The 17,460-nt window shown below is 72.0% G+C and carries 19 protein-coding genes; 6 read left to right on the forward strand and 13 right to left on the reverse strand.

Annotation, left to right across the window (positions count from 1 at the left end):
* Nucleotides 1-12 precede the first annotated feature (12 nt).
* Nucleotides 13-456, reverse strand: coding sequence for a MucR family transcriptional regulator (locus CIW48_RS03560; RefSeq protein WP_149309110.1), 444 nt, complete (start codon nt 454-456; stop codon nt 13-15).
* A 121-nt stretch (nt 457-577) separates the two neighbouring features.
* Here CIW48_RS03560 and CIW48_RS03565 point away from each other — a divergent pair, with 121 nt between their 5' ends.
* Nucleotides 578-1,546, forward strand: coding sequence for a helix-turn-helix domain-containing protein (locus CIW48_RS03565; protein ID WP_149309112.1), 969 nt, complete (start codon nt 578-580; stop codon nt 1,544-1,546).
* On the opposite strand, the gene CIW48_RS03570 is transcribed toward CIW48_RS03565, so the two are convergent.
* Entirely contained in the window at nt 1,536-1,781 is a 246-nt protein-coding gene (locus tag CIW48_RS03570; protein WP_149309114.1) for a hypothetical protein, read from the reverse strand. The two genes, CIW48_RS03565 and CIW48_RS03570, sit on opposite strands and share 11 nt — an antisense overlap.
* 496 nt (nt 1,782-2,277) lie before the next feature.
* The gene (locus CIW48_RS33100) at nt 2,278-2,451 is read right to left on the reverse strand and encodes a hypothetical protein (RefSeq protein WP_173009168.1); all 174 of its coding nucleotides are present in this window, start codon (nt 2,449-2,451) and stop codon (nt 2,278-2,280) included.
* A 25-nt stretch (nt 2,452-2,476) separates the two neighbouring features.
* Here CIW48_RS33100 and CIW48_RS03575 point away from each other — a divergent pair, with 25 nt between their 5' ends.
* Both CIW48_RS03575 and CIW48_RS03580 read left to right on the forward strand, forming a co-directional pair.
* On the forward strand, nt 2,477-2,752 hold the full coding sequence (locus CIW48_RS03575; protein WP_149309116.1) for a hypothetical protein: 276 nt from the start codon (nt 2,477-2,479) through the stop codon (nt 2,750-2,752).
* Between the two features lie 59 nt (nt 2,753-2,811).
* Nucleotides 2,812-3,672 carry a metal-dependent phosphohydrolase gene (locus CIW48_RS03580; protein ID WP_091775460.1) on the forward strand — a complete coding sequence of 287 codons (861 nt, stop codon included), beginning with the start codon at nt 2,812-2,814 and terminating at the stop codon, nt 3,670-3,672.
* A gap of 25 nt (nt 3,673-3,697) precedes the next feature.
* On the opposite strand, the gene CIW48_RS03585 is transcribed toward CIW48_RS03580, so the two are convergent.
* The 7 genes from CIW48_RS03585 to CIW48_RS03620 all read right to left on the reverse strand — a co-directional run bounded on the left by CIW48_RS03585 (nt 3,698) and on the right by CIW48_RS03620 (nt 10,427).
* On the reverse strand, nt 3,698-3,991 hold the full coding sequence (locus CIW48_RS03585; protein WP_246695112.1) for a response regulator: 294 nt from the start codon (nt 3,989-3,991) through the stop codon (nt 3,698-3,700).
* 604 nt (nt 3,992-4,595) lie between these two features.
* Nucleotides 4,596-5,216, reverse strand: a complete 621-nt coding sequence (locus CIW48_RS03595) for a hypothetical protein (protein WP_149309118.1) — start codon at nt 5,214-5,216, stop codon at nt 4,596-4,598.
* Nucleotides 5,217-5,293: 77 nt separating this feature from the next.
* Entirely contained in the window at nt 5,294-6,640 is a 1,347-nt protein-coding gene (locus tag CIW48_RS03600) for an LLM class flavin-dependent oxidoreductase (RefSeq protein ID WP_149309120.1), read from the reverse strand.
* A gap of 19 nt (nt 6,641-6,659) precedes the next feature.
* A complete protein-coding gene (locus CIW48_RS03605; protein ID WP_149309122.1) occupies nt 6,660-7,202 on the reverse strand; it encodes a cupin domain-containing protein in 543 nt (180 codons plus the stop codon).
* 19 nt (nt 7,203-7,221) lie between these two features.
* Entirely contained in the window at nt 7,222-8,160 is a 939-nt protein-coding gene (locus tag CIW48_RS03610; protein WP_149309124.1) for an ABC transporter substrate-binding protein, read from the reverse strand.
* The gene (locus tag CIW48_RS03615; protein ID WP_149309126.1) at nt 8,160-9,254 is read right to left on the reverse strand and encodes an LLM class flavin-dependent oxidoreductase; all 1,095 of its coding nucleotides are present in this window, start codon (nt 9,252-9,254) and stop codon (nt 8,160-8,162) included. The genes CIW48_RS03610 and CIW48_RS03615 overlap by 1 nt, the downstream gene beginning before the upstream one ends.
* Nucleotides 9,255-9,281: 27 nt before the next feature.
* Nucleotides 9,282-10,427: an acyl-CoA dehydrogenase gene (locus tag CIW48_RS03620; RefSeq protein WP_149309128.1), complete on the reverse strand. Its 1,146-nt coding sequence runs from the start codon at nt 10,425-10,427 to the stop codon at nt 9,282-9,284.
* A 482-nt stretch (nt 10,428-10,909) separates the two neighbouring features.
* Between CIW48_RS03620 and CIW48_RS03625 the strand changes: the two genes are divergently transcribed.
* From CIW48_RS03625 to CIW48_RS03635, 3 genes are read left to right on the forward strand one after another with little or no spacing between them, the layout of a single operon-like run.
* Nucleotides 10,910-12,010 (forward strand): ABC transporter substrate-binding protein, encoded by a 1,101-nt coding sequence (locus tag CIW48_RS03625; protein ID WP_149309130.1) that lies wholly within the window; start codon nt 10,910-10,912, stop codon nt 12,008-12,010.
* An 8-nt stretch (nt 12,011-12,018) separates the two neighbouring features.
* Nucleotides 12,019-13,023, forward strand: a complete 1,005-nt coding sequence (locus CIW48_RS03630; protein ID WP_149309132.1) for an ABC transporter permease subunit — start codon at nt 12,019-12,021, stop codon at nt 13,021-13,023.
* Nucleotides 13,017-13,808 carry an ABC transporter ATP-binding protein gene (locus CIW48_RS03635; RefSeq protein WP_149309134.1) on the forward strand — a complete coding sequence of 264 codons (792 nt, stop codon included), beginning with the start codon at nt 13,017-13,019 and terminating at the stop codon, nt 13,806-13,808. The genes CIW48_RS03630 and CIW48_RS03635 overlap by 7 nt, the downstream gene beginning before the upstream one ends.
* A gap of 17 nt (nt 13,809-13,825) precedes the next feature.
* On the opposite strand, the gene CIW48_RS03640 is transcribed toward CIW48_RS03635, so the two are convergent.
* The 3 genes from CIW48_RS03640 to CIW48_RS03650 are packed head-to-tail and all read right to left on the reverse strand — an operon-like array spanning nt 13,826 to nt 17,376.
* The gene (locus tag CIW48_RS03640) at nt 13,826-15,184 is read right to left on the reverse strand and encodes an MFS transporter (protein ID WP_149309136.1); all 1,359 of its coding nucleotides are present in this window, start codon (nt 15,182-15,184) and stop codon (nt 13,826-13,828) included.
* A gap of 40 nt (nt 15,185-15,224) precedes the next feature.
* Complete coding sequence (locus CIW48_RS03645; protein ID WP_149309138.1) at nt 15,225-16,136, reverse strand: amidohydrolase family protein; 912 nt, start codon at nt 16,134-16,136, stop codon at nt 15,225-15,227.
* Nucleotides 16,137-16,140: 4 nt separating this feature from the next.
* Nucleotides 16,141-17,376 (reverse strand): MFS transporter, encoded by a 1,236-nt coding sequence (locus CIW48_RS03650; protein WP_149309140.1) that lies wholly within the window; start codon nt 17,374-17,376, stop codon nt 16,141-16,143.
* Nucleotides 17,377-17,460: the final 84 nt, after the last annotated feature.

Consider the following 17,460-nt stretch of genomic DNA (forward strand, 5'->3'; position numbering starts at 1 on the left):
AGGCCCGTCGGGTCAGGCGGCGCGGTCGCTCGACACGCCGAGCCCGATCGAGCGCGCCAGCGCGGACCGACGGGCAGCATATTCCTGTGCGACCATCGGGTAATCGGCCGGCAGACCGTAGCGCTCGCGATAGCTCTGCGGGTGCAGTCCGTGGGCCGTGAGGTGACGCTTGAGCGTCTTGTAGAGGCGCCCGTCGATGAAGCTCACGATGCCGTCGGGCCGGATCGACGTACGGATCTGCGCCGCGCTTGGCCGGTCGCGCCGCACCGGCAGATCCGTCGCGGCGTCCGGCGACACGTCTCGGCCGGCCGCCAGCGCGGCGATCGCGTCGTGACAATGCGCGATCAGGATCGGCAGCTCGGTGGCGGGCACCCGATTGTTCGATACATAGGCGACGACCAGCCCGGCAGTCAGCGCGATTTTGGATTGGGGGCTGACGGGGGTTGGTGCGGACACGTTCTGGTCTCCTGAAGGGGGCAAGAACCGTCATAAGTTGGTCTGCGCCATTGCGCTTGCCTGAGAGCGTGCTACCGTTTTCCCGAGCGCGCACGCAGAAGCACGAATACAAGAACTTGCGATGAGGACTTTGTTCTCGACGGCGGATTACAAGCCGAAAGACAGTTTCCGCCTCTGGCGCGAGACGGTCTTCGAGCGGATCGTGCCGGTCGAACTTACCCCGGCCGCCGCACACGGATTCACCGGGACCCTGGAAGCCGCCGAGGTTGGCCCCCTGCTGATGACGCGCATCACGCAAAGCGCCGTCACGACCGTTGCGACCCCGAATACGATCCGCCAGCACGGCAAATACGAGACGTTGAATGTCGCGATCACGCTGAAGGGCCGCGTGTTCTGCGCGCAGGACGATCGCACCGCGATCCAACATCCCGGCGACATCGTCGTGATGGACCGGCGGCCGGCGACGATGGGATCCGATGTCGACACGCAGACGCTGTTCGTTGAATTGCCGCGCCAGTGCCTGGAACGGGCGCTCGGCTCGACGCGCCGCTTCACCGCCCTGACGATCGGCGCGGACCAAGTCGGCACGTCGATGGTGACGACCTTCTTCCAGGAGCTGGTCCGTATGGCGAGCCGGCTGACGCCGGACATGTCCAACCGCCTGTCTTCCATCGGCATCGATCTCATCGTCGCGAGCATCGCGGAGCGCCTTGCCCACGAGACCCCCAGGAACATTCAGGGCATCCTAATCTTCCAGCGCGCCCTGGCCCATATCGAGGCTCATCTCGGCGACGTGAACCTCGACCCTGCCCGGCTCGCGGCGGCCGTCGGCGTGTCCCTGCGCCACCTCCAGGCGCTGTTCCGCGAGCAGGACCGCAATATCGCCGACTGGATCTGGCGGCGGCGACTGGAGATCGCCGCGCAGCGGCTCACCGATCCTGGCTTCGCCCATCTGTCCGTCGGAGAACTGGCTTATAATTGCGGTTTCAGCACCCAGAGCCACTTCAGCAGACGCTTCAAAGAAAGCTACGGGATCTCACCCAGCGAATACCGTTGCCGCAACCGGGGGGTGCCCGAGATCATCTGTTGACGGCCCGCGACTGCAGGCGGGCGCTCGCGGAATTCGCCCGGATCCATCCCGGGGCGAGGATGTCGCCGCCCTCGGTGATGATCCAGGGATTGGCATCCTCGGCGTCGATCGCCGCAGCCGCGGCGGCCAGCGCAGCCCGCAGCGTGGGGAAGCTGTGTAACGCGGCGACCCGGGCGGGGGCAGAGCCCGGCCAGATAGTCAGTTCGGCAGGTCGGTCGAGGTCGGACTGCATCACGTGTCTAGCGAGGCTGGAACGGCACGCCGCCTGTGCGGCGGACGTGCTGGGACGGTGATCGGCCGCCGAGCGTGCGATGCGCTCAGGCGGTTTTCGGCTTCGGCCGGGGCACGCACACCTCGACTATCTGTCCGGTCAGCGGATTCAGGATCAGCATGGCAGCACGTCTCCGGTGGAACTGCCCGTAGAACGCCGGCCGATCGCGCCAGGATCGAGGCGGTCGGCGCAATTGTGCGGTTTGGGTAAACCAACCGTTCACCGTAGCGGCACGCCATTCACCCGCCGCGTGATCGTCTGACGATACATCCGGGCCGTCGTGCCGAGGAAGATCTGCAGGCGTACCGTTTTCGACGTAGGATCCGGCGGCAGCCGAACGGACAAAAGCCCGCCGCGGCAGGACCGGGCGGGCGGAGTGACGGCATAGGGCCGGGAGGTTCGCCGTGGCGACGACGTGCCACCCCAACCGTGACAGTCGCGTGACGATCGGCCGATCCGGTCAGATCCACTCCGGCTCCGCCAGCAGGATGGCGGCGCAGAGCGCGGCCGGGTACAGCGCGGCATCGGCCCCGGGCTGATCGATCAGCGTCCGGGCGAAGGGATGTGAGGTCAGAGCCGCAGCCGGCCGATCCGGTGTCGCGCCCGTGATCGTTCCGTCATACGGTTTCGCCACCGATCACGGCGACCGGAGATGCGTCATGGCTGGACAAGCGACGAGGACCGTGCCGAAGCGTCCGCGGGACGAGCCGGATCCGGCGCGGGCCGAGGGCGAGAAGGCCGGCGCGCGGATTGACGCGGCGTTCGAGAAGCTCGCCCGGAAGATGCGCACCCGAGCCGACAAGGCTCACGGCAAGCTCGCGGCGGTGACGGAGCCCGGCAAGCGCGCGGTGCTGCTGCGCCGCTACGAACTCTACGCGGATGCGGCCGCCTATCTCGAGGAGCGGCTCGTCCATCGCGGGGAGCGATCCGCGTGATCTCCAACGACCCGGCCGGGCGCGTCGCCGCCCGCCGCCGCTGACGGCGAGGACCCACCATGTTCGACGCGACCAAGATGCTCGCCGACGCCCTCGGCGAGCACCTGGCCCACACCTACCAGCGCACCTTCGGCAGCCGGGAGCCGCGCTACGCCGAGATCATCGAGGCTGCGGCGCGCCTGACAATCGAGCGGATCGTCGGAAGCGACGCCCTCTACCATGACGGCGACCATACCGCCCTCGTCACCCTGGTCGCCCAGGACATCCTGCGCGGCCGGTTCCTGCAGGAGGGCATCACGCCGGAAGACTGGCTGCACATGATCCTGGCCGCCCTCTACCACGACATCGGCTACGTGCGCGGCGTCTGCGCGGGGGACCGGGCGCGGGCCTTCGTCATCGATGCGCAGGGAACCACCGTGAGCCTGCCCCGCGGCGCCTCGGATGCGGCGCTGGCACCCTACCACGTCGAGCGCTCGAAACTGGCGGTGCAGGAGCGCTTCGGCACGCACGATCTCGTCGACGCGGCCCGGGTCATCCGGGCGATCGAGCTGACCCGCTTCCCGGTACCGGAAGACGACGCGCACCGGGAAACCGCGACCGAGGCCGGCCTGTTGCGGGCGGCCGACCTGATCGGTCAGCTCGGCGACCCGCTCTACCCGCGCAAATTGAACGCCCTGTTCCATGAATTCGCCGAGATCGGCGTCAACGCGGAACTCGGCTACGACAGCCCGGCCGATCTCGCGGAGCGTTACCCGTCCTTCTTCTGGGGCAAGATCGAGCCCGTCATCGGCGACGGGATCCGTTTCCTCGACCTGACGGTCGAGGGCCGGGGCTGGGTAGCCAACCTCTACGCCCATGTCTTCGCCATCGAGCACGATCGCCGCCGCATGGGCCCGCATCCCGGACCGGGCCCGATCTGAGGCGGCCCCGCGCATCGGGGCCGCCTCAGCGGGCCGCGACGAGTTCGGACAGGACCCGGACCAGCTCAGCCGCCACGAACGGCTTCTCCAAGATGTGACGCCGGGATCCGGCCGAGGCGCCCGAGACCCGCACATCGCCGGTGGCGAACAGGTACGGCACGCCGAGCACATTCGGCTTGGTGGCGACCGGATAGGCGGTATCCCCGTCACTCAGATGCACGTCGAGTACCGCGGCGTCGGGCTGCTGCTCGGCGATCAGGTCCAGGACCAGATCGGCGCGCGGAACCGGACCGATCACCTCGGCCCCGGCGCTGCGCAATCAGCGCTTGACCTCGCTGGCGACGAGATACCCGTCCTCGACGACGAGGACACCGCATCCGGCGAGCGGGCGAACAGGGTCGGACCTGATCCCTCCCATCATGGCGGGATGACCGTTGCACAACCGCGCGAAACAACTGGAAGTTCGGCCCGTTCAGGCGACCGGCGTCTCGATCCGGCAGCGCACGCCGTCAGCGCTAAGGGTGTAGTCGACGTCGGCGTCCAGCGCGTAGGCCAGAGCTTCCTGTCGCTCTCGCGGACCTTGGCCTGCGCCATCTCCTCCTGAAGGCGCAGCACCTCGGCCTGCGCGGCCTTCCAGGCCGTTATCTCCTTCGCGGTGGTAGCCGGACCGTCGCCGAGCTTGACCGCCGACTGGCAGAACCAGCCGTTGAACTGCTCGTGGACGTTGTGCCGTTCCGCGATCGTGGCGGGTCCGCCGGTTGGGCGCCGGGCTCGACCTCTCCGGCTCCCGAATCGTGGCCCCACCCGGCTGTTTTGGAGGAACGTCGGGGTGGGGCCACACCGACGGCGAGCCGCCGGTGAACCGATCATGTCACCGGTCGATCCGGGGCGAACTCACCTGTGTCAGCCCCGGCGTCGCACCCTCAGCGACCCGGATGGGGTAGCAGGTTGCGGGCTTCCTGGATGGCATCCCGGCAGCTCTGGTCGCCCTTCGCGTTGAGGTCGACGGCACGCTGGAAGGCCGATTTGGCCTTCGAGACCTTGTCCTCCGACGCGAGACCCGGGGAGGCCTTGGCGTCGCCGCCCTGCGCCGCCGCAGCGGCCGCCGTCGGCCGGTTCTCGGATTGCCGGCGGACATCATCCGGCGACGTCGCGATCCGGCCGCTGGCGACGTCGTCGGCCTGCCCCTTCCCGCTGGCGGACCCGACCGGTCCCGAGACCCCGCCGACGGTGCCGGGCGTGCCGCCGCTCTCGCGCGAGGCGCCGCCCTTCTGGACGCGGTCCGTGTCGGGCGTGCCGACCGGCTTCGCCGTGCTGCCCGTCGCGCTGGCCGTCTGCTGACTCCCGCCGTTCTCCGGTCCCTTGCGCTGGCCGTAATCCGGCTCGGATGCCGGCGCCCCCATCCCGACCTGGTTGCCCATGTCCCGCCTCAGCTGGGCGATGGCATCCGTGCACGGGCCCCCCTCCTGGGCGAGGGAGACGGTCGGAATCAAGGTGAGAGCGGTCAGGGCCGCGGCCCCGCCGAGCAGGTTGAACTGACCCATGCAGGTTTCCTCCAGACGTATGGGATTACCTGTGGTCCAACCCGAAGCGCCTGGCGTTGTTCGGCCCCCGCCCGCACTCAGGCGAGTTGTGCAGCGTTCGGCGGGAAGAAGCGGTTGGCCGGCCGCGCGAGGCCGAGATGGTCGCGCAGCGTCGTCCCCGCGTAGTCCCGGCGGAACAGCCCGCGCCGCTGCAGCTCCGGCACCAGCCGGTCGACGACGTCGTCGAGACCCTCGGGCACGAACGGGAACATCACGTTGAAGCCGTCGCAGGCGCGCGTCTCCAGCCACTCCTCCATCCGGCCGGCCACCTGCGCGGGCGTGCCGACCATCTGCAGGCCGCCGTAGCCGCCGACCTTGCGGGCGAGCTCCCGCACGGTCGCGCCGGTGCGCCGAGCATAGTCGACGATCTGGGCCTGCCCGCTTTTGCTGGCGTTGCTCTCCGGGAGCTCCGGCAGCGGCGCGTCGAGGTCGAACCCGGTGGCGTCGACGCCGAGACGGACCGAGAGGTTGGCGAGGCCGCTGTCGGAATGGACGAGGTCGTCGAGGCGCGCCTTCTTGGCCTGCGCCTCCTCCTCCGTCTCGCCCAGGACGATGAAGCAGCCGGGCAGGATCTTGAGCTGGTCCGGGTCGCGCCCCGCCGCCGGCATCCGGCCCTTCACGTCGGCGTAGAAGGCCCGCGCCGCCTCCAGGGTCGAGCCCGCGCCGAACACCATCTCGGCGGTCTCGGCGGCGATCTGCTTGCCGGCCTCGGAGGCGCCGGCCTGGACGATCACCGGCCAGCCCTGCACCGGCCGGGCGACGTTGAGCGGGCCCTTCACCTTCAGGAAGTCCCCTCGGTGATCGAGAACGTTCATCTTCGCCGGGTCGAAGAACAGGCCGCTCAGCGGATCCATCGTGAAGGCGTCGTCGGCGAAGGAATCCCACAAGCCGGTCACCACGTCGAAGAACTCGCGCGCCCGGGCGTAGCGGATGGCGTGCTCGAGATGCGCGTCGCGGCCGAAGTTCAGGGCCTCGTCCGGGTTGCCGGAGGTGACGAGGTTCCAGCCGGCCCGCCCCTTCGAGATGTGGTCGAGGGAGGCGAACTTGCGGGCGACGTGGTAGGGCTCGTTGTAGGTGGTCGACGCGGTGGCGATCAGGCCGATCCGCTCGGTGAGCACGGCGAGCGCCGGCAGCAGGGTCAGCGGATCGAACGACGTGACGGTGGCCGAGCGGCGCAGGGCCGCCGGGGGCATGTTCATCACCGCGAGGTGGTCGGCCATGAAGAAGGCGTCGAACTTCGCCGCTTCCAGCCGCCGGGCGAAATGCGCCAGATGGTCGAAGTTGAAGTTCGCGTCCGGGTAGCCGCCCGGATAGCGCCACCACGCGGTGTGGATGCCGACCGGGCGCATGAAGGCGCCGAGATGAAGCTGGCGGTCCCGGCTCATCGCTGTCGTCTCCGGTCTCTCACGGATGCTTGTGGATCGGGTCGACCCAGTACACGGTCTCGGGCGCCTCGGCGGCCTCGACGTCGGGCAGGTTGACCACCACCGCCTCGTTGTCGGAGCGCACCAGCACGCAGTGCAGGGGCTCGTCGGTCGAGGCGTTGATCTCCTGGTGCGGCACGAAGGGCGGCACGAAGATGAAGTCGCCCGGTCCGGCCTCGGCGACGTATTCAAGCCTGTCGCCCCAGCGCATCCGGGCGCGGCCCGAGACCACGTAGATCACGCTCTCCAGTGCGCCGTGGTGGTGCACGCCGGTCTTGGCGTCGGGCTGAATCGCCACCGTGCCGGCCCAGATCTTCTGGGCGCCGACCCGGGCGGCGTTGATCGCCGCCTGCCGGTACATGCCGGGGGTCTGCGCGGTGTTGGCGTCGAGCCGGTCGCCGGGGATCACCCGCACGCCGTCGTGCTTCCAGCGCTCGGACGCCCCGTGGCCGTGATCAGGCGCGTGACCGTGCGCGTGGCCATGATCGTGGCTGTGGCCGTGGTCGTCGCCGCTGTCGTGCATGTCGGATCCTCCAGCGCCATCATTGCACGGCGGCGGCGGTTTGCGAGACGCTCGCGTCGAGGATCGCCTCGGCCCGCGGGGCGCGGGCCTTCGGGATGAGGCCGGCGCGGACGTAGAGATCGATGTTGCGCTGCTCGTCGGCGATGACGGACGCGTCGATCGGGACGGCCCGGTAGGCGGCGCGGCCGAACCAGCGCAGCGGCACCGCCTCCGGCAGGCCGATGAGCTTCGACCAGACGGCCGCGTAGGGCGCCGGATCCTTCAGCGCCCAGGCCCGGGCGCGGGCGAGGCGTGCGCCGAAATCGGCGAGCAGCGCCCGCTTGGTCCGGATCGCGTCGTCGCTCGCCACCGCGAAGGTCAGGCCCGGGGTGATGCCGTTGCCGTCGCGGATCACTCGGACGAGGCCGGCGAGCTCCGCCGTGGACGTGTAGGGCTCCCAGGTCGCCCAGGCGTCGACCGCCCCGGAGGCCAGGGCGATCTTGGCATCTGCCGGTGGCAGGAAGCTGAAGGTCACGCTTTCGGCGGGCAGCCCCGCCTCCTCCAGCGCCGCCAGGGCCACCTGATGGCCGATCGAGCCGCGGTTCGTCGCGACGCGCCTGCCCTTCAGGTCCGCCACGGTGCGGAGGGGCGAATCCCTCAGGGCCAGGATCGCGAGCCCGTCCTGTCGGTTGCGGAAGGCCAGGAAGGCCTTCACCGGCACCCCGGCGGCGGCCGCGAAGGTGAAGGGCGCGTCGCCGACGCCGCCCGCGTCGATCGCGCCGACGTTCAGCGCCTCGAGCAGGGGCGCGGCGGCCGGGAACTCGCTCCAGTCGAGCCGGTAGGGCAGCCCGTCGAGCACGCCGGCCGCCTCCATCAGCGCGCGGGCGTTGCCGCGCTGGTCGCCGACCCGCAGCACCTCCTGCGCGTGCGCCGGCCGGGCCGCCAGGAGCGCCAGCAGGGCGAGGATGACGGCGCGCATCAGGCGGCCTCGGCGGCGCCGCGGCGCCCGAGGGCGTCCCGGAAGGCGGGCAGCAGCGCCCGGCCGTACTGGAGCGCGTCCTCCAGCGGGTCGAAGCCACGGATCAGGAAGGTCCGCACGCCCAGGTCGTGATAGTCGAGTAGGGCGTCGGCGACCTGCTCGGGGGTGCCGACCAGGGCGGTGGAGTTGCCCGCCGCGCCGGTCTCGGCCGCGATGGCGGTGAACAGGCGCTTGTCGTGGCGCGGCCCCGCGGCCGCCGCCGCGAGGAGTCGCCGGGAGCCCTCGTTCTGCGGCGTCGCCGCCGGGCCGAGGCCCTTGGCGGCCCGGACGGCCCGGGTCCGGGCCAGGATGTCCTCGGCGCGTTCCCAGGCGCGCGCCTCGGTCTCGGCCAGGATCGGCCGGACCGACAGGCTGAAGCGCGGCGCCCGCCCGTGGGGCGCGGCCGCCGCCCGCACCCGGCCGATCAGCTCGGCGACCTGCGCGTGCGTCTCGCCCCAGAGGGCGTAGGTGTCGGCGTGGAGGCCGGCCACCGCCAGCGCCGCCGGCGAGGCGCCGCCGAAATAGACCGGAATCGCGTCCACCGGCTTCACCTCGGAGAAGCCGCGCTCCACCCGGTAGTGATCGCCCGCGTAGTCGAACGGCGCCGTGGCGGTCCAGCTCTGCCGGACAATGTCGAGGAACTCCCGGGTGCGAGCGTAGCGCTCGTCCTTGGTGAGGTGGTCGCCGTCCTGGGCGAGTTCCCGGTCGTCGCCGCCGCTGATCACGTGGATCGCGACCCGGCCGCCGGTGAGCTGGTCGAGGGTCGCGAATTGCCGCGCCGCCACGGTCGGCGCCGTGAAGCCGGTGCGGTGGGCGATCATCAGCCCCAGCCGCTCGGTCACGGCGGCGACCTGCCCGGCGAGCAGGAGCGCGTCCGGCGTGGTTGCGTGGAAGGCCACCAGCACCCGGTCGAACCCGCCCCATTCGTGCGCCTGCGCCAGGAGCTTCAGGTACTCGCGGTCGATGGACGGTCCCGACGCCGGGTGGATCTCGGAGGTGTGGCGGGGCGCGACGAAGCCGATGAACTCGACAGAATCGGGGGGAAGCAGGCTCATGGGGCGATCTCCGGGTCACGGGCGGGGTCAGGCGCCGAGGGCGGCCCTGCCGGCGGCGCCGCGGACGGCGTCGGCCTGGGGCCAGTGGATGCGCGCGCACAGGACGTCGCGCAGGTGCCGCTCCAGCGGGTTCGCCCGGGACAGGCCGGCATTGCCGCACAGCTCCGCGGCGCGCTGGACCGCCGCGATGGCATTCCCAGTGGCGGTGAGCTTCACGAAGCCGGCCTCGCGCGGCGGCGGGGGGTGCCCCGCGTCAACCTCGGCCGCGAGTCCGGCGACGAGGCGGGCGTTGACGGCGAGCAGACGCTCGTTCTCGCCGACCGCCTCGTGGAAACGCGGCAGGCTCGCCAGCGGCGCCCCGAGGCTGCCGGGACGGCGTTCCCGCAGGAAGCCGGTGAACCAGTCCTGCGCCGCCCGGGCCACGCCGTCGTAGAGGGCGGCGAGCAGGGTGCAGCTCCAGGCCTGCTGCCAGGGATCAGGCCCCGACCAGCCGCCCGGCGGCCGCAGGTCGACGGCGTGGTCACCGGGGATCGGTACGTCCGTGAAGTAGACGTCGTGGCTGCCGGAAGCGCGCAGGCCGAGATGGTCCCAGGTCTCCGCGATGCGGATGCCCGGCGCGTCGAACGGCACCAGGACGTTGCCGGTGCGCGGCTCCGCCTCGTCGGTCCGGACGAAGAGGAGGCCGTAGGCGAGCCCCGGCGACCCAGTCGCGTAGATCTTGTGGCCGGAGATCCGCCAGCCCGCGCCGTCGCGGCGGGCGACCGTGACCGGCAGGCCGCCCCGCGAGGGCGTCCCGAGTTCGGGCTCGACCCGCAGGGCGTTGATCAGCGCCCCCCGCGCCACGGCCGCCGCGCCGACCGCGTCGGCGAGCGCGCGCGGCCACGGGGCGTCCGGGCGGTGGATCAGCCCGTGCTGGAGGTACTGCATCGCCACGACCAGGGCGGTCGCCGGGTCGGCGGCGCCGAGCGCCCGCACCAGAGCGGCGGCCCGCGCGAGACCCGCCCCGCCGCCGCCGAGACGCCGCGGCACGGTGAGGGCCAGGAGCCCGGCCTCCCGGAGCGCCGCGAGGGAGTCGTGCGGGAAGGTCCCCGCGCGGTCGTGGTCGGCCGCGCGGGCGGCGAGCCGTCCGGCGAGGCTGCTGACGATGTCGGGGGGCGGGACGGCGAAGGTCATGGGGCGTTCGGCGACGTGATCGGCGGGCGGCCGCGCGGCGCCATCCCGGGAGCCGCGATGGTCCGCCCGCACCCCGGTCGCGTCAACGGAATGCCGTTCCGAATATTCATGGATCGGCAGGAGGATGTTGCGGCGTCGTCGGACGGCGAAGAAGAACGTGTTTCCGCCCGCCGGGGACCGGAATCGATCTTTTTCCCGGTCATCGTTCGGGATCCCATCACCGAGAGACAGACGAACGACACCCATCGCCGATAAGATGAGGCGTCTGAGTGCCGCGCAACGGCGCCGACCCGTGAATGATCTCACCCGATCGCGCGAAAATAGAGGAAACGCTTTCGTTGACTCGGCCGCGCAGCGATCGAATACTCGGCACCCTGATCCCTCGACGGATCATTCCCGAAGACGAGGACGCCAGATCCGCCCGGTCGCGCCACCGGTGCGGTGACGCGCGCCGTTCCCGCCGCGCGGCCCGGAGACCCGAGATGACCGAAGCGCCCTCCCGACCGGGCAGCCCCTCCTCCGATCCCTCGCCCTCCCGGCGGCGCCTGCTGCAGGTCGGCGCCGCGGCCGCCGCCCTGCCGCTCGGCCTCGGCATGGGCACCGGCCGCGCCTGGACGCCCGGACCGGGGGCACCGTTCGACCCCGGTCCGCTCTGCCGGCCCGCCGCCGCGGAGGAGCCCGCGGCCCCGCTCCGGACCGTGAAGCTGGCCTGGAACGCCACGGCCATCTGCACGGCGGCCGCGCCGCTCGCCAAGGAGCAGGGGATCTTCGCCCGGCACGGCCTCGACGTGGAATTCGTCAATTTCGGCGGCTCGACCGAGGCCCTGCTGGAGGCGATCGCCACGGGCAAGGCCGATGCCGGGATCGGCATGGCCCTGCGCTGGCTCAAGCCCCTGGAACAGGGCTTCGACGTGAAGATCACCGCGGGCCTGCACGGCGGCTGCCTGCGGCTGCTCAGCGCCAAGTCCTCCGGCATAGCCGACATCGCCGGGCTGAAGGGCAAGACCATCGCGATCAGCGATCAGGCGAGCCCGGCCAAGAACTTCTTCGGCCTGCTGCTCGCCAAGGCGGGGATCGATCACGAGGGCGGGGTGGAGTGGCGGCAGTACCCGGCCGACCTGCTCAACCTCGCGGTCGAGAAGGGCGAGGCGCAGGCTTTGGCCGATTCCGACCCGCGGACTTGGATCTGGCTGAAGGACCCGCGCTTCACCGAGGTCGCCACCAATCTCTCGGGCGAGTACGCCACCCGCACCTGCTGCGTCGTGGCGGCCCGCGGCAGCCTGATCCGGAACGACCGCGCGGTGGCGGGCGCGCTGACCCGGGCGATCCTGGAGGGCGGCCACGCCGTCCACCGGGATCCCGAGGCCGCGGCCCGGGCGTTCTCCGGCTACGGCGGCAAGGGCTCGATCGCGGATCTCGCCGCGATGCTGCGCAGCCAGCAGCACGGCGACAGCCCGGTCGGCGGGGATCTCAAGCAGCAGCTCGCGCTCTACGGGGACGAGCTGAAGCGGGTGAACGTCCTGCGGCGGTCCACCGACACGGCGAAGTTCGCCGAGCGGATCTACGCCGACGTGCTGAGCTGAGGCGCGCCATGTCCGGAAGCATCACAGCCGGCGTCGCCCCGCGGGCCGCAGTCCCGTCCCGAAGACTGCCGCGGCCGCCCTGGCGGATCGTCCTCGCCGGCGCCGCCTGGCTCGCCCTGGCCGGCGTGGCCCTCGGCCTGCCCGACGCGGACGACCTGCCCGAGACCGCGGCCCTCGGGTCCGGCGCGGCGGCGCTCGGCCTCGCCCTCCTGGCGCTCGCGCCCGTGGGCGCCCGCCTCGGCCCCCTCGGGTCGCGGCTGCGGCACGGGAGCCCCTGGCTGGCGGCGCTGGCCCTGGCGCTGCTGGCCTGGGAGACGGTCACGGCGAAATTCGCCCTGCTGCCGATGCCGTTCTTCCCGCCGCCCCAGGCGCTCCTGGAGGTCTTCCTCGATGACTGGCCGAAGCTCGGCGGCAGCGTCCTCAACTCGCTGATCCTGCTCTCCGGCGGCTACGCCATCGGGGCGGCGACCGGCTTCGTCCTGGGCGTCGCCATCGGCACCTTCCGGGCGGTGGGCTACTGGGCGCACCCGGTGCTGCGCTTCGTCGGGCCTCTGCCGGCCACGGCGTGGCTGCCCCTCGCCTTCTTCGTCTTCCCGTCGTCGTGGTCGGCCAGCACCTTCCTGGTGGCTTTGGCCACCGGCTTCCCCGTCACGGTGCTGACCTGGTCGGGAGTGGCAGGCGTCAACAAGGCCTATTTCGACGTGGCGCGGACGCTCGGCGCCTCGCGCGGCTTCCTGATCCTGCGCGTGGCGATCCCGGCGGCGCTGCCGCACGTCTTCGTCGGGCTGTTCATGGGGCTCGGCGGTTCCTTCGCGGTGCTGGTCGTCGCCGAGATGCTCGGCGTGAAGTCCGGCCTCGGCTGGTACCTCCAGTGGGCGCAGGGCTGGGCCGCCTACGCCAACATGTACGCGGCGCTGATCGTGATGGCGCTGATGTGCTCCTCCCTGATTACGCTGCTGTTCCGCCTGCGCGACCGCCTGCTCGCGTGGCAGAAGGGGCTGGTGCAATGGTAGCCGTCGCGACCCTCGAACGCCCCGAGGCCCGGGCGGCCGGGGCTCGCCTGACGGTCGAGTCCGTCAGCCACGCCTTCGCGATCCGCGGCGCGCCCCTGCCGGTCCTCGACCAGGTGAGCCTCGCGGTGGAGCCCGGCGGCTTCGTCGCGCTGCTCGGCCCCTCGGGCTGCGGCAAGTCCACCCTGCTGCGGCTCGTCGCCGGCCTGGAGCCGCCCGACCAGGGCGCGATCCGGGTCGACGGCGACCTGGTGGAGGGCCCGGACCCGTCCCGGCTCCTCGTCTTCCAGGACCCGACCCTCTATCCGTGGCGGACCGTGCGCGGCAACGTCGCCCTGGGGCTGGAGGCGCGCGGCGTCGGGCGGTCGCGGGCGGCCCGGGTCGATCAGGCGCTGGGGCTCGTCGGCCTGACCGGCTTCGCGGATGTCTACCCGCACCAGCTCTCCGGCGGCATGGCGCAGCGGGCGGCCCTCGCCCGAGCGCTCGTCAACGCGCCGCGCCTGCTGCTCCTCGACGAGCCTCTGGGCAAGCTCGACGCGCTGACGCGCCTGGCCATGCAGGCCGAGATCCTGCGGCTCTGGCAGGAGAAGCGCTTCACCGCGCTCCTCGTGACCCACGACGTGGAGGAGGCGCTGGTGCTGGCCGAGCGCGTGATCGTGCTCTCCGACCGCCCGGCCGCGATCCGGGCCGAGCTGCCGGTCGCGGCGCCCTATCCGCGCCACCGCGACGATTCCGAGATCGTGCGGCTGCGCCGGGAGATCCTGGGAATCCTCGGCCAGCCGACCTGAGTGTCGCCTCCGTCGCGTCAGCCCCGCGCGACCGACGGGGCCGCCCCGACGGCCGCCGTCCGCGGCCGGTGCCGGCCGAGCCAGAAGACCAGGGCGCAGCCGATGCCGGTGAGCGCGCAGAGCGGGAGCAGGGCGACGGGGAAGCTGCCGGTCTGCTCGCGCAGCACACCGATCAGCGAGGTGATCGCCCCGGTGCCGAGATGCGCCAGCGTGTTGATCGCCGCGATGCCGGCGGCCGTCTGGGCCGGCGGCAGCGTCTCGGTCGCCAGGGCGAAGAACGGGCCCTTGATCGCGTAGTTGCCGAGCAGGACCAGCGAGAGCAGGACCAGGGTCATCCAGAGCGAGCCCGTCAGCAGCGTCAGGGCGAAGCTCACCGAGGTCAGCGCCAGCGGCAGGGCCGTGCTCCAGATCCGCTCGCCGCTGCGGTCCGCCCGCAGGCCCCAGACGATCATGAAGACCGAGGCGATGCCGAACGGGATCATGTTCAGCAGGCCGGTCTGCAGGTTGCTGAGGCCGAACCCCTTGAGGATCTGCGGCATCCACAGCGACAGCGTGTTGCTGGTGGCCGAGCTGCCCGCGTAGATCACGGCCAGCAGCCAGACCTGCCGGCTCGCGAGCACCGCCCAGACCGCCGCGAGGCCGTGGGCGTGGTGCGCGGCGCCCGCCTCGGCGGCGCGCCGCTCGGCGTCCAGCCTGTCCGTCAGCCAGCCGCGCTCTGCCGGGCTCAGGAAGGTTGCCTCGGCCGGCCGGCTCGGCAGCAGCGCGAGGGCGGCGACGCCGAGGAGGATGGCCGGGACCGCCTCCATGATCAGCAGCCACTGCCAGCCGCGCAGGGACGCGGCACCGTCGAGGGTGAGCAGAGCCGCCGAGAGCGGCGAGCCGAAGAAGCTGGAGAGCGGGATCGCAACCATGAACATCGCCACGATCCGCGCCCGGTAGGCCTTGGGGAACCAGTAGGTCAGGTACAGGATCACGCCAGGGAAGAAGCCGGCCTCGGCCGCGCCCAGCAGGAAGCGGGCGGTGGCGAAGCTGACCGGACCGGTGACGAAGGCCGAGCCGATGCCGACGAGCCCCCAGGTGATCATGATCCGCGCGATCCAGATCCGCGCGCCGACGCGCTCCATGGCGAGGTTGCTCGGCACCTCAAACAGGACGTAGGCCACGAAGAACAGGCCGCCGCCCAGGCCGAAGGCCGCTGCGGAGAGGCCGAGATCGTGATTCATGGTCAGCGCCGCGAAGCCGACATTCACCCGGTCGACGTAGGCGATGAAGTAGCAGAGCACGAGGAATGGGATCAGGCGCAGGCCGACCTTCCGCATCGTTCGGCTCTCGAAGGCGGCCGCGTCCGCCGCGTGTGGCGTGGTCGGTGTTGCCATGGTCCTGTCCTCGCTGGAGTTCGGGCGGGCTCGCCTCGGCCTAGCGGTCGAAGCGGAAGAGGGCGGCGGGCGTCTCGGCCAGGACAATCCGGCGCTCGACCGGGTCCGGCACCCAAACGTCGAGGTCGCGCCGGGCCTCGGCGGGGCTGGCCTGGGTCTCGAACTGCGTGTGCGGCCAGTCGCTGCCCCAGAGCAGGCGCCGCGCCCCGAAGGCGCCGCGCAGGCGCTCGGCGGCCTCCAGCGCCGTCTGCCGGCCGGCCTCGCCGCTGCCGATGCGGTAGGCGCCCGAGAGCTTGACCCAGACGCGGCCGCCGCGGCCGAAGCCGAGCAGGTCGGCGAAGCCCGGATCGGCGATGCCGAGAGCGGGGGCGATCCGGCCGAAATGATCGACCACGACGGGGACGCCCGTCTCGACCAGCGGCGGCAGCAGCCGCGCGAGGCGCCGCGCCTCGGCCTGGACCTCGATCTGCCAGCCGAAATCCGCCACGCGCGCGAGGTGGGCGCGCCAGACCGGGCTGGTGAAATCCGGGTCCGGCCGGCCGATCAGGTTGAGGCGCAGGCCGACGACGCCGGCCCCAGCGAGGTCGCGCAGGGTGGCGGTCTCGGCGCCGGGGTCCAGCACGGCGATGCCCCGCAGCCGCTCCGGCGCGGACCGCAGGGCCGAGACCATGTAGCCGTTGTCGGTGCCGAGGAAGCTCGGCTGGATCAGCACGCCGCGGGCCATGCCGTTCCGGTCCAGCATGGCGCGGTAATCGGCGATGCTCGCGTCGTAGTCGGGGGCGTAGCGCCGGTCGCCCGTGAGGGTCAGGGCCCGGGTGAAGACGTGGGCATGGGTGTCCACCGCGGCCACGCCGTCGGCGGCAGAGCCGGCCTCGGCCGCGCGACCGCGGGCGGGGAGTGCGAGCGTGACGCCGCCCGCGATCAGGGTGCGGCAGAACAGGCGCCGGTTCATCGGATCATCTCACGGTCTGGGGGATCAGCGCGCCGCCGGACTGCCGACCCGGCAGGAGCGCGACGGCGAGGAGGACAAGCCCGTAGGCACCGAGGGCCGAGAGGCCGATCGCCGGGCCGAGGCCGCAGATCTCGCTGAGCAGGCCGACGCCGAGGGGCAGCAGACCGGAGGCGAGGCGGCCGGCATTGTAGCAGAAGCCCATCCCGGTCCCGCGCAGGCCGTCCGGGAAGAGTTCGCTGAACAGGGCCGCGAGGCTCGCGGGGATGCCGGCGGTGCAGAAGCCGAGGGGCGCGCCGAGGAGGAGCAGGCCCGCGCCGCCGACCGGCAGCAGCAGGTAGAGGACGACCAGGGCCATGCAGCTGGCGGCGTAGAGCGCCACCGTCCGGCGCCGGCCGAGCCGGTCCACGAGCCCGCCGGCGACGAGGCAGCCCAGGCCGAAGGCCGCGATGATGATGGCGAGGTAGAGCCCTGTGCCGAGGACCGAGGCGCCGCGCTCGACGCTCAGGTAGGTGGGCAGCCACGTGAACAGGGCGTGGAAGCCCCCGTGGGCGCCCAGGCCGAGCAGCGTGCCGATTACCGTGATCCGGCTCAGGCCGGGCGCGAAGATCGCGAGCCCTCCGACCGGCGGCCGGGCCGGGCCTACCACCGATCGGGCCGGCTCCGGGACGGAGCGGCGGAGGTAGAGGAGGAGCAGCGCGGGCGCGAGGCCGCAGGCGAACAGGGCGCGCCACGCCGTCTCCTGATCCAGGACGGAGAAGGCCGCGGTGGAGAGGAGCACGGCCGCGCCCCAGCCGAGCGCCCAGCCCCCCTGGACGGCGCCCAGCGCCTTGCCACGATGCTCAGGCCGGATCGCCTCCGCCATGAGCACGGCGCCGGCCGCCCATTCGGCGCCGAAGCCGATCCCCTGCAGCGTCTTCAGGATCAGAAGCTGAGTGAAGCTCTGCGCGAAGGCCGCCAGGAAGGTCGCGACCGCGAAGCACAGCACCGTGATCTGGAGGGCCCGGACGCGGCCGATCCGGTCCGCCGCGAGGCCGCCGAGCCAGCCGCCGATCGCCGCGGCGGCGAGCGTGACCGCACCGATCAGGCCGGCCGCCGAGCGGCTCAGCCCGAAGCTCGCGACCAGCGCGGGGATGGCGAGGCTGAACATCTGCACGTCCAGGGCGTCGAGCGACCACCCGCCCAGACAGCCCCAGAAGGTGCGACGCTCGGCCGGACCGACTTCTCGGTACCAGCGGAACACGGGCTTTCCTCCGTCCTCCGAAGAGAACTAGTCATTTATATGAATCAATGAGCATGGCTCCGGCGGCCCGTCAAGGTGCTCGCC

This window comes from Methylobacterium sp. P1-11 (assembly GCF_008329595.1).
Taxonomy (GTDB): Bacteria; Pseudomonadota; Alphaproteobacteria; order Rhizobiales; family Beijerinckiaceae; genus Methylobacterium.

Coding starts and splice junctions, on each gene's coding strand:
- CIW48_RS03565 (WP_149309112.1), top strand. CDS start 578: ATGAGGACTTTGTTCTCGACGGCGGATTACAAGCCGAAAGACAGTTTC.
- CIW48_RS03575 (WP_149309116.1), top strand. CDS start 2,477: ATGGCTGGACAAGCGACGAGGACCGTGCCGAAGCGTCCGCGGGACGAG.
- CIW48_RS03580 (WP_091775460.1), top strand. CDS start 2,812: ATGTTCGACGCGACCAAGATGCTCGCCGACGCCCTCGGCGAGCACCTG.
- CIW48_RS03595 (WP_149309118.1), bottom strand. CDS start 5,216: ATGGGTCAGTTCAACCTGCTCGGCGGGGCCGCGGCCCTGACCGCTCTC.
- CIW48_RS03600 (WP_149309120.1), bottom strand. CDS start 6,640: ATGAGCCGGGACCGCCAGCTTCATCTCGGCGCCTTCATGCGCCCGGTC.
- CIW48_RS03605 (WP_149309122.1), bottom strand. CDS start 7,202: ATGCACGACAGCGGCGACGACCACGGCCACAGCCACGATCATGGCCAC.
- CIW48_RS03610 (WP_149309124.1), bottom strand. CDS start 8,160: ATGCGCGCCGTCATCCTCGCCCTGCTGGCGCTCCTGGCGGCCCGGCCG.
- CIW48_RS03615 (WP_149309126.1), bottom strand. CDS start 9,254: ATGAGCCTGCTTCCCCCCGATTCTGTCGAGTTCATCGGCTTCGTCGCG.
- CIW48_RS03620 (WP_149309128.1), bottom strand. CDS start 10,427: ATGACCTTCGCCGTCCCGCCCCCCGACATCGTCAGCAGCCTCGCCGGA.
- CIW48_RS03625 (WP_149309130.1), top strand. CDS start 10,910: ATGACCGAAGCGCCCTCCCGACCGGGCAGCCCCTCCTCCGATCCCTCG.
- CIW48_RS03630 (WP_149309132.1), top strand. CDS start 12,019: ATGTCCGGAAGCATCACAGCCGGCGTCGCCCCGCGGGCCGCAGTCCCG.
- CIW48_RS03635 (WP_149309134.1), top strand. CDS start 13,017: ATGGTAGCCGTCGCGACCCTCGAACGCCCCGAGGCCCGGGCGGCCGGG.
- CIW48_RS03640 (WP_149309136.1), bottom strand. CDS start 15,184: ATGGCAACACCGACCACGCCACACGCGGCGGACGCGGCCGCCTTCGAG.
- CIW48_RS03645 (WP_149309138.1), bottom strand. CDS start 16,136: ATGAACCGGCGCCTGTTCTGCCGCACCCTGATCGCGGGCGGCGTCACG.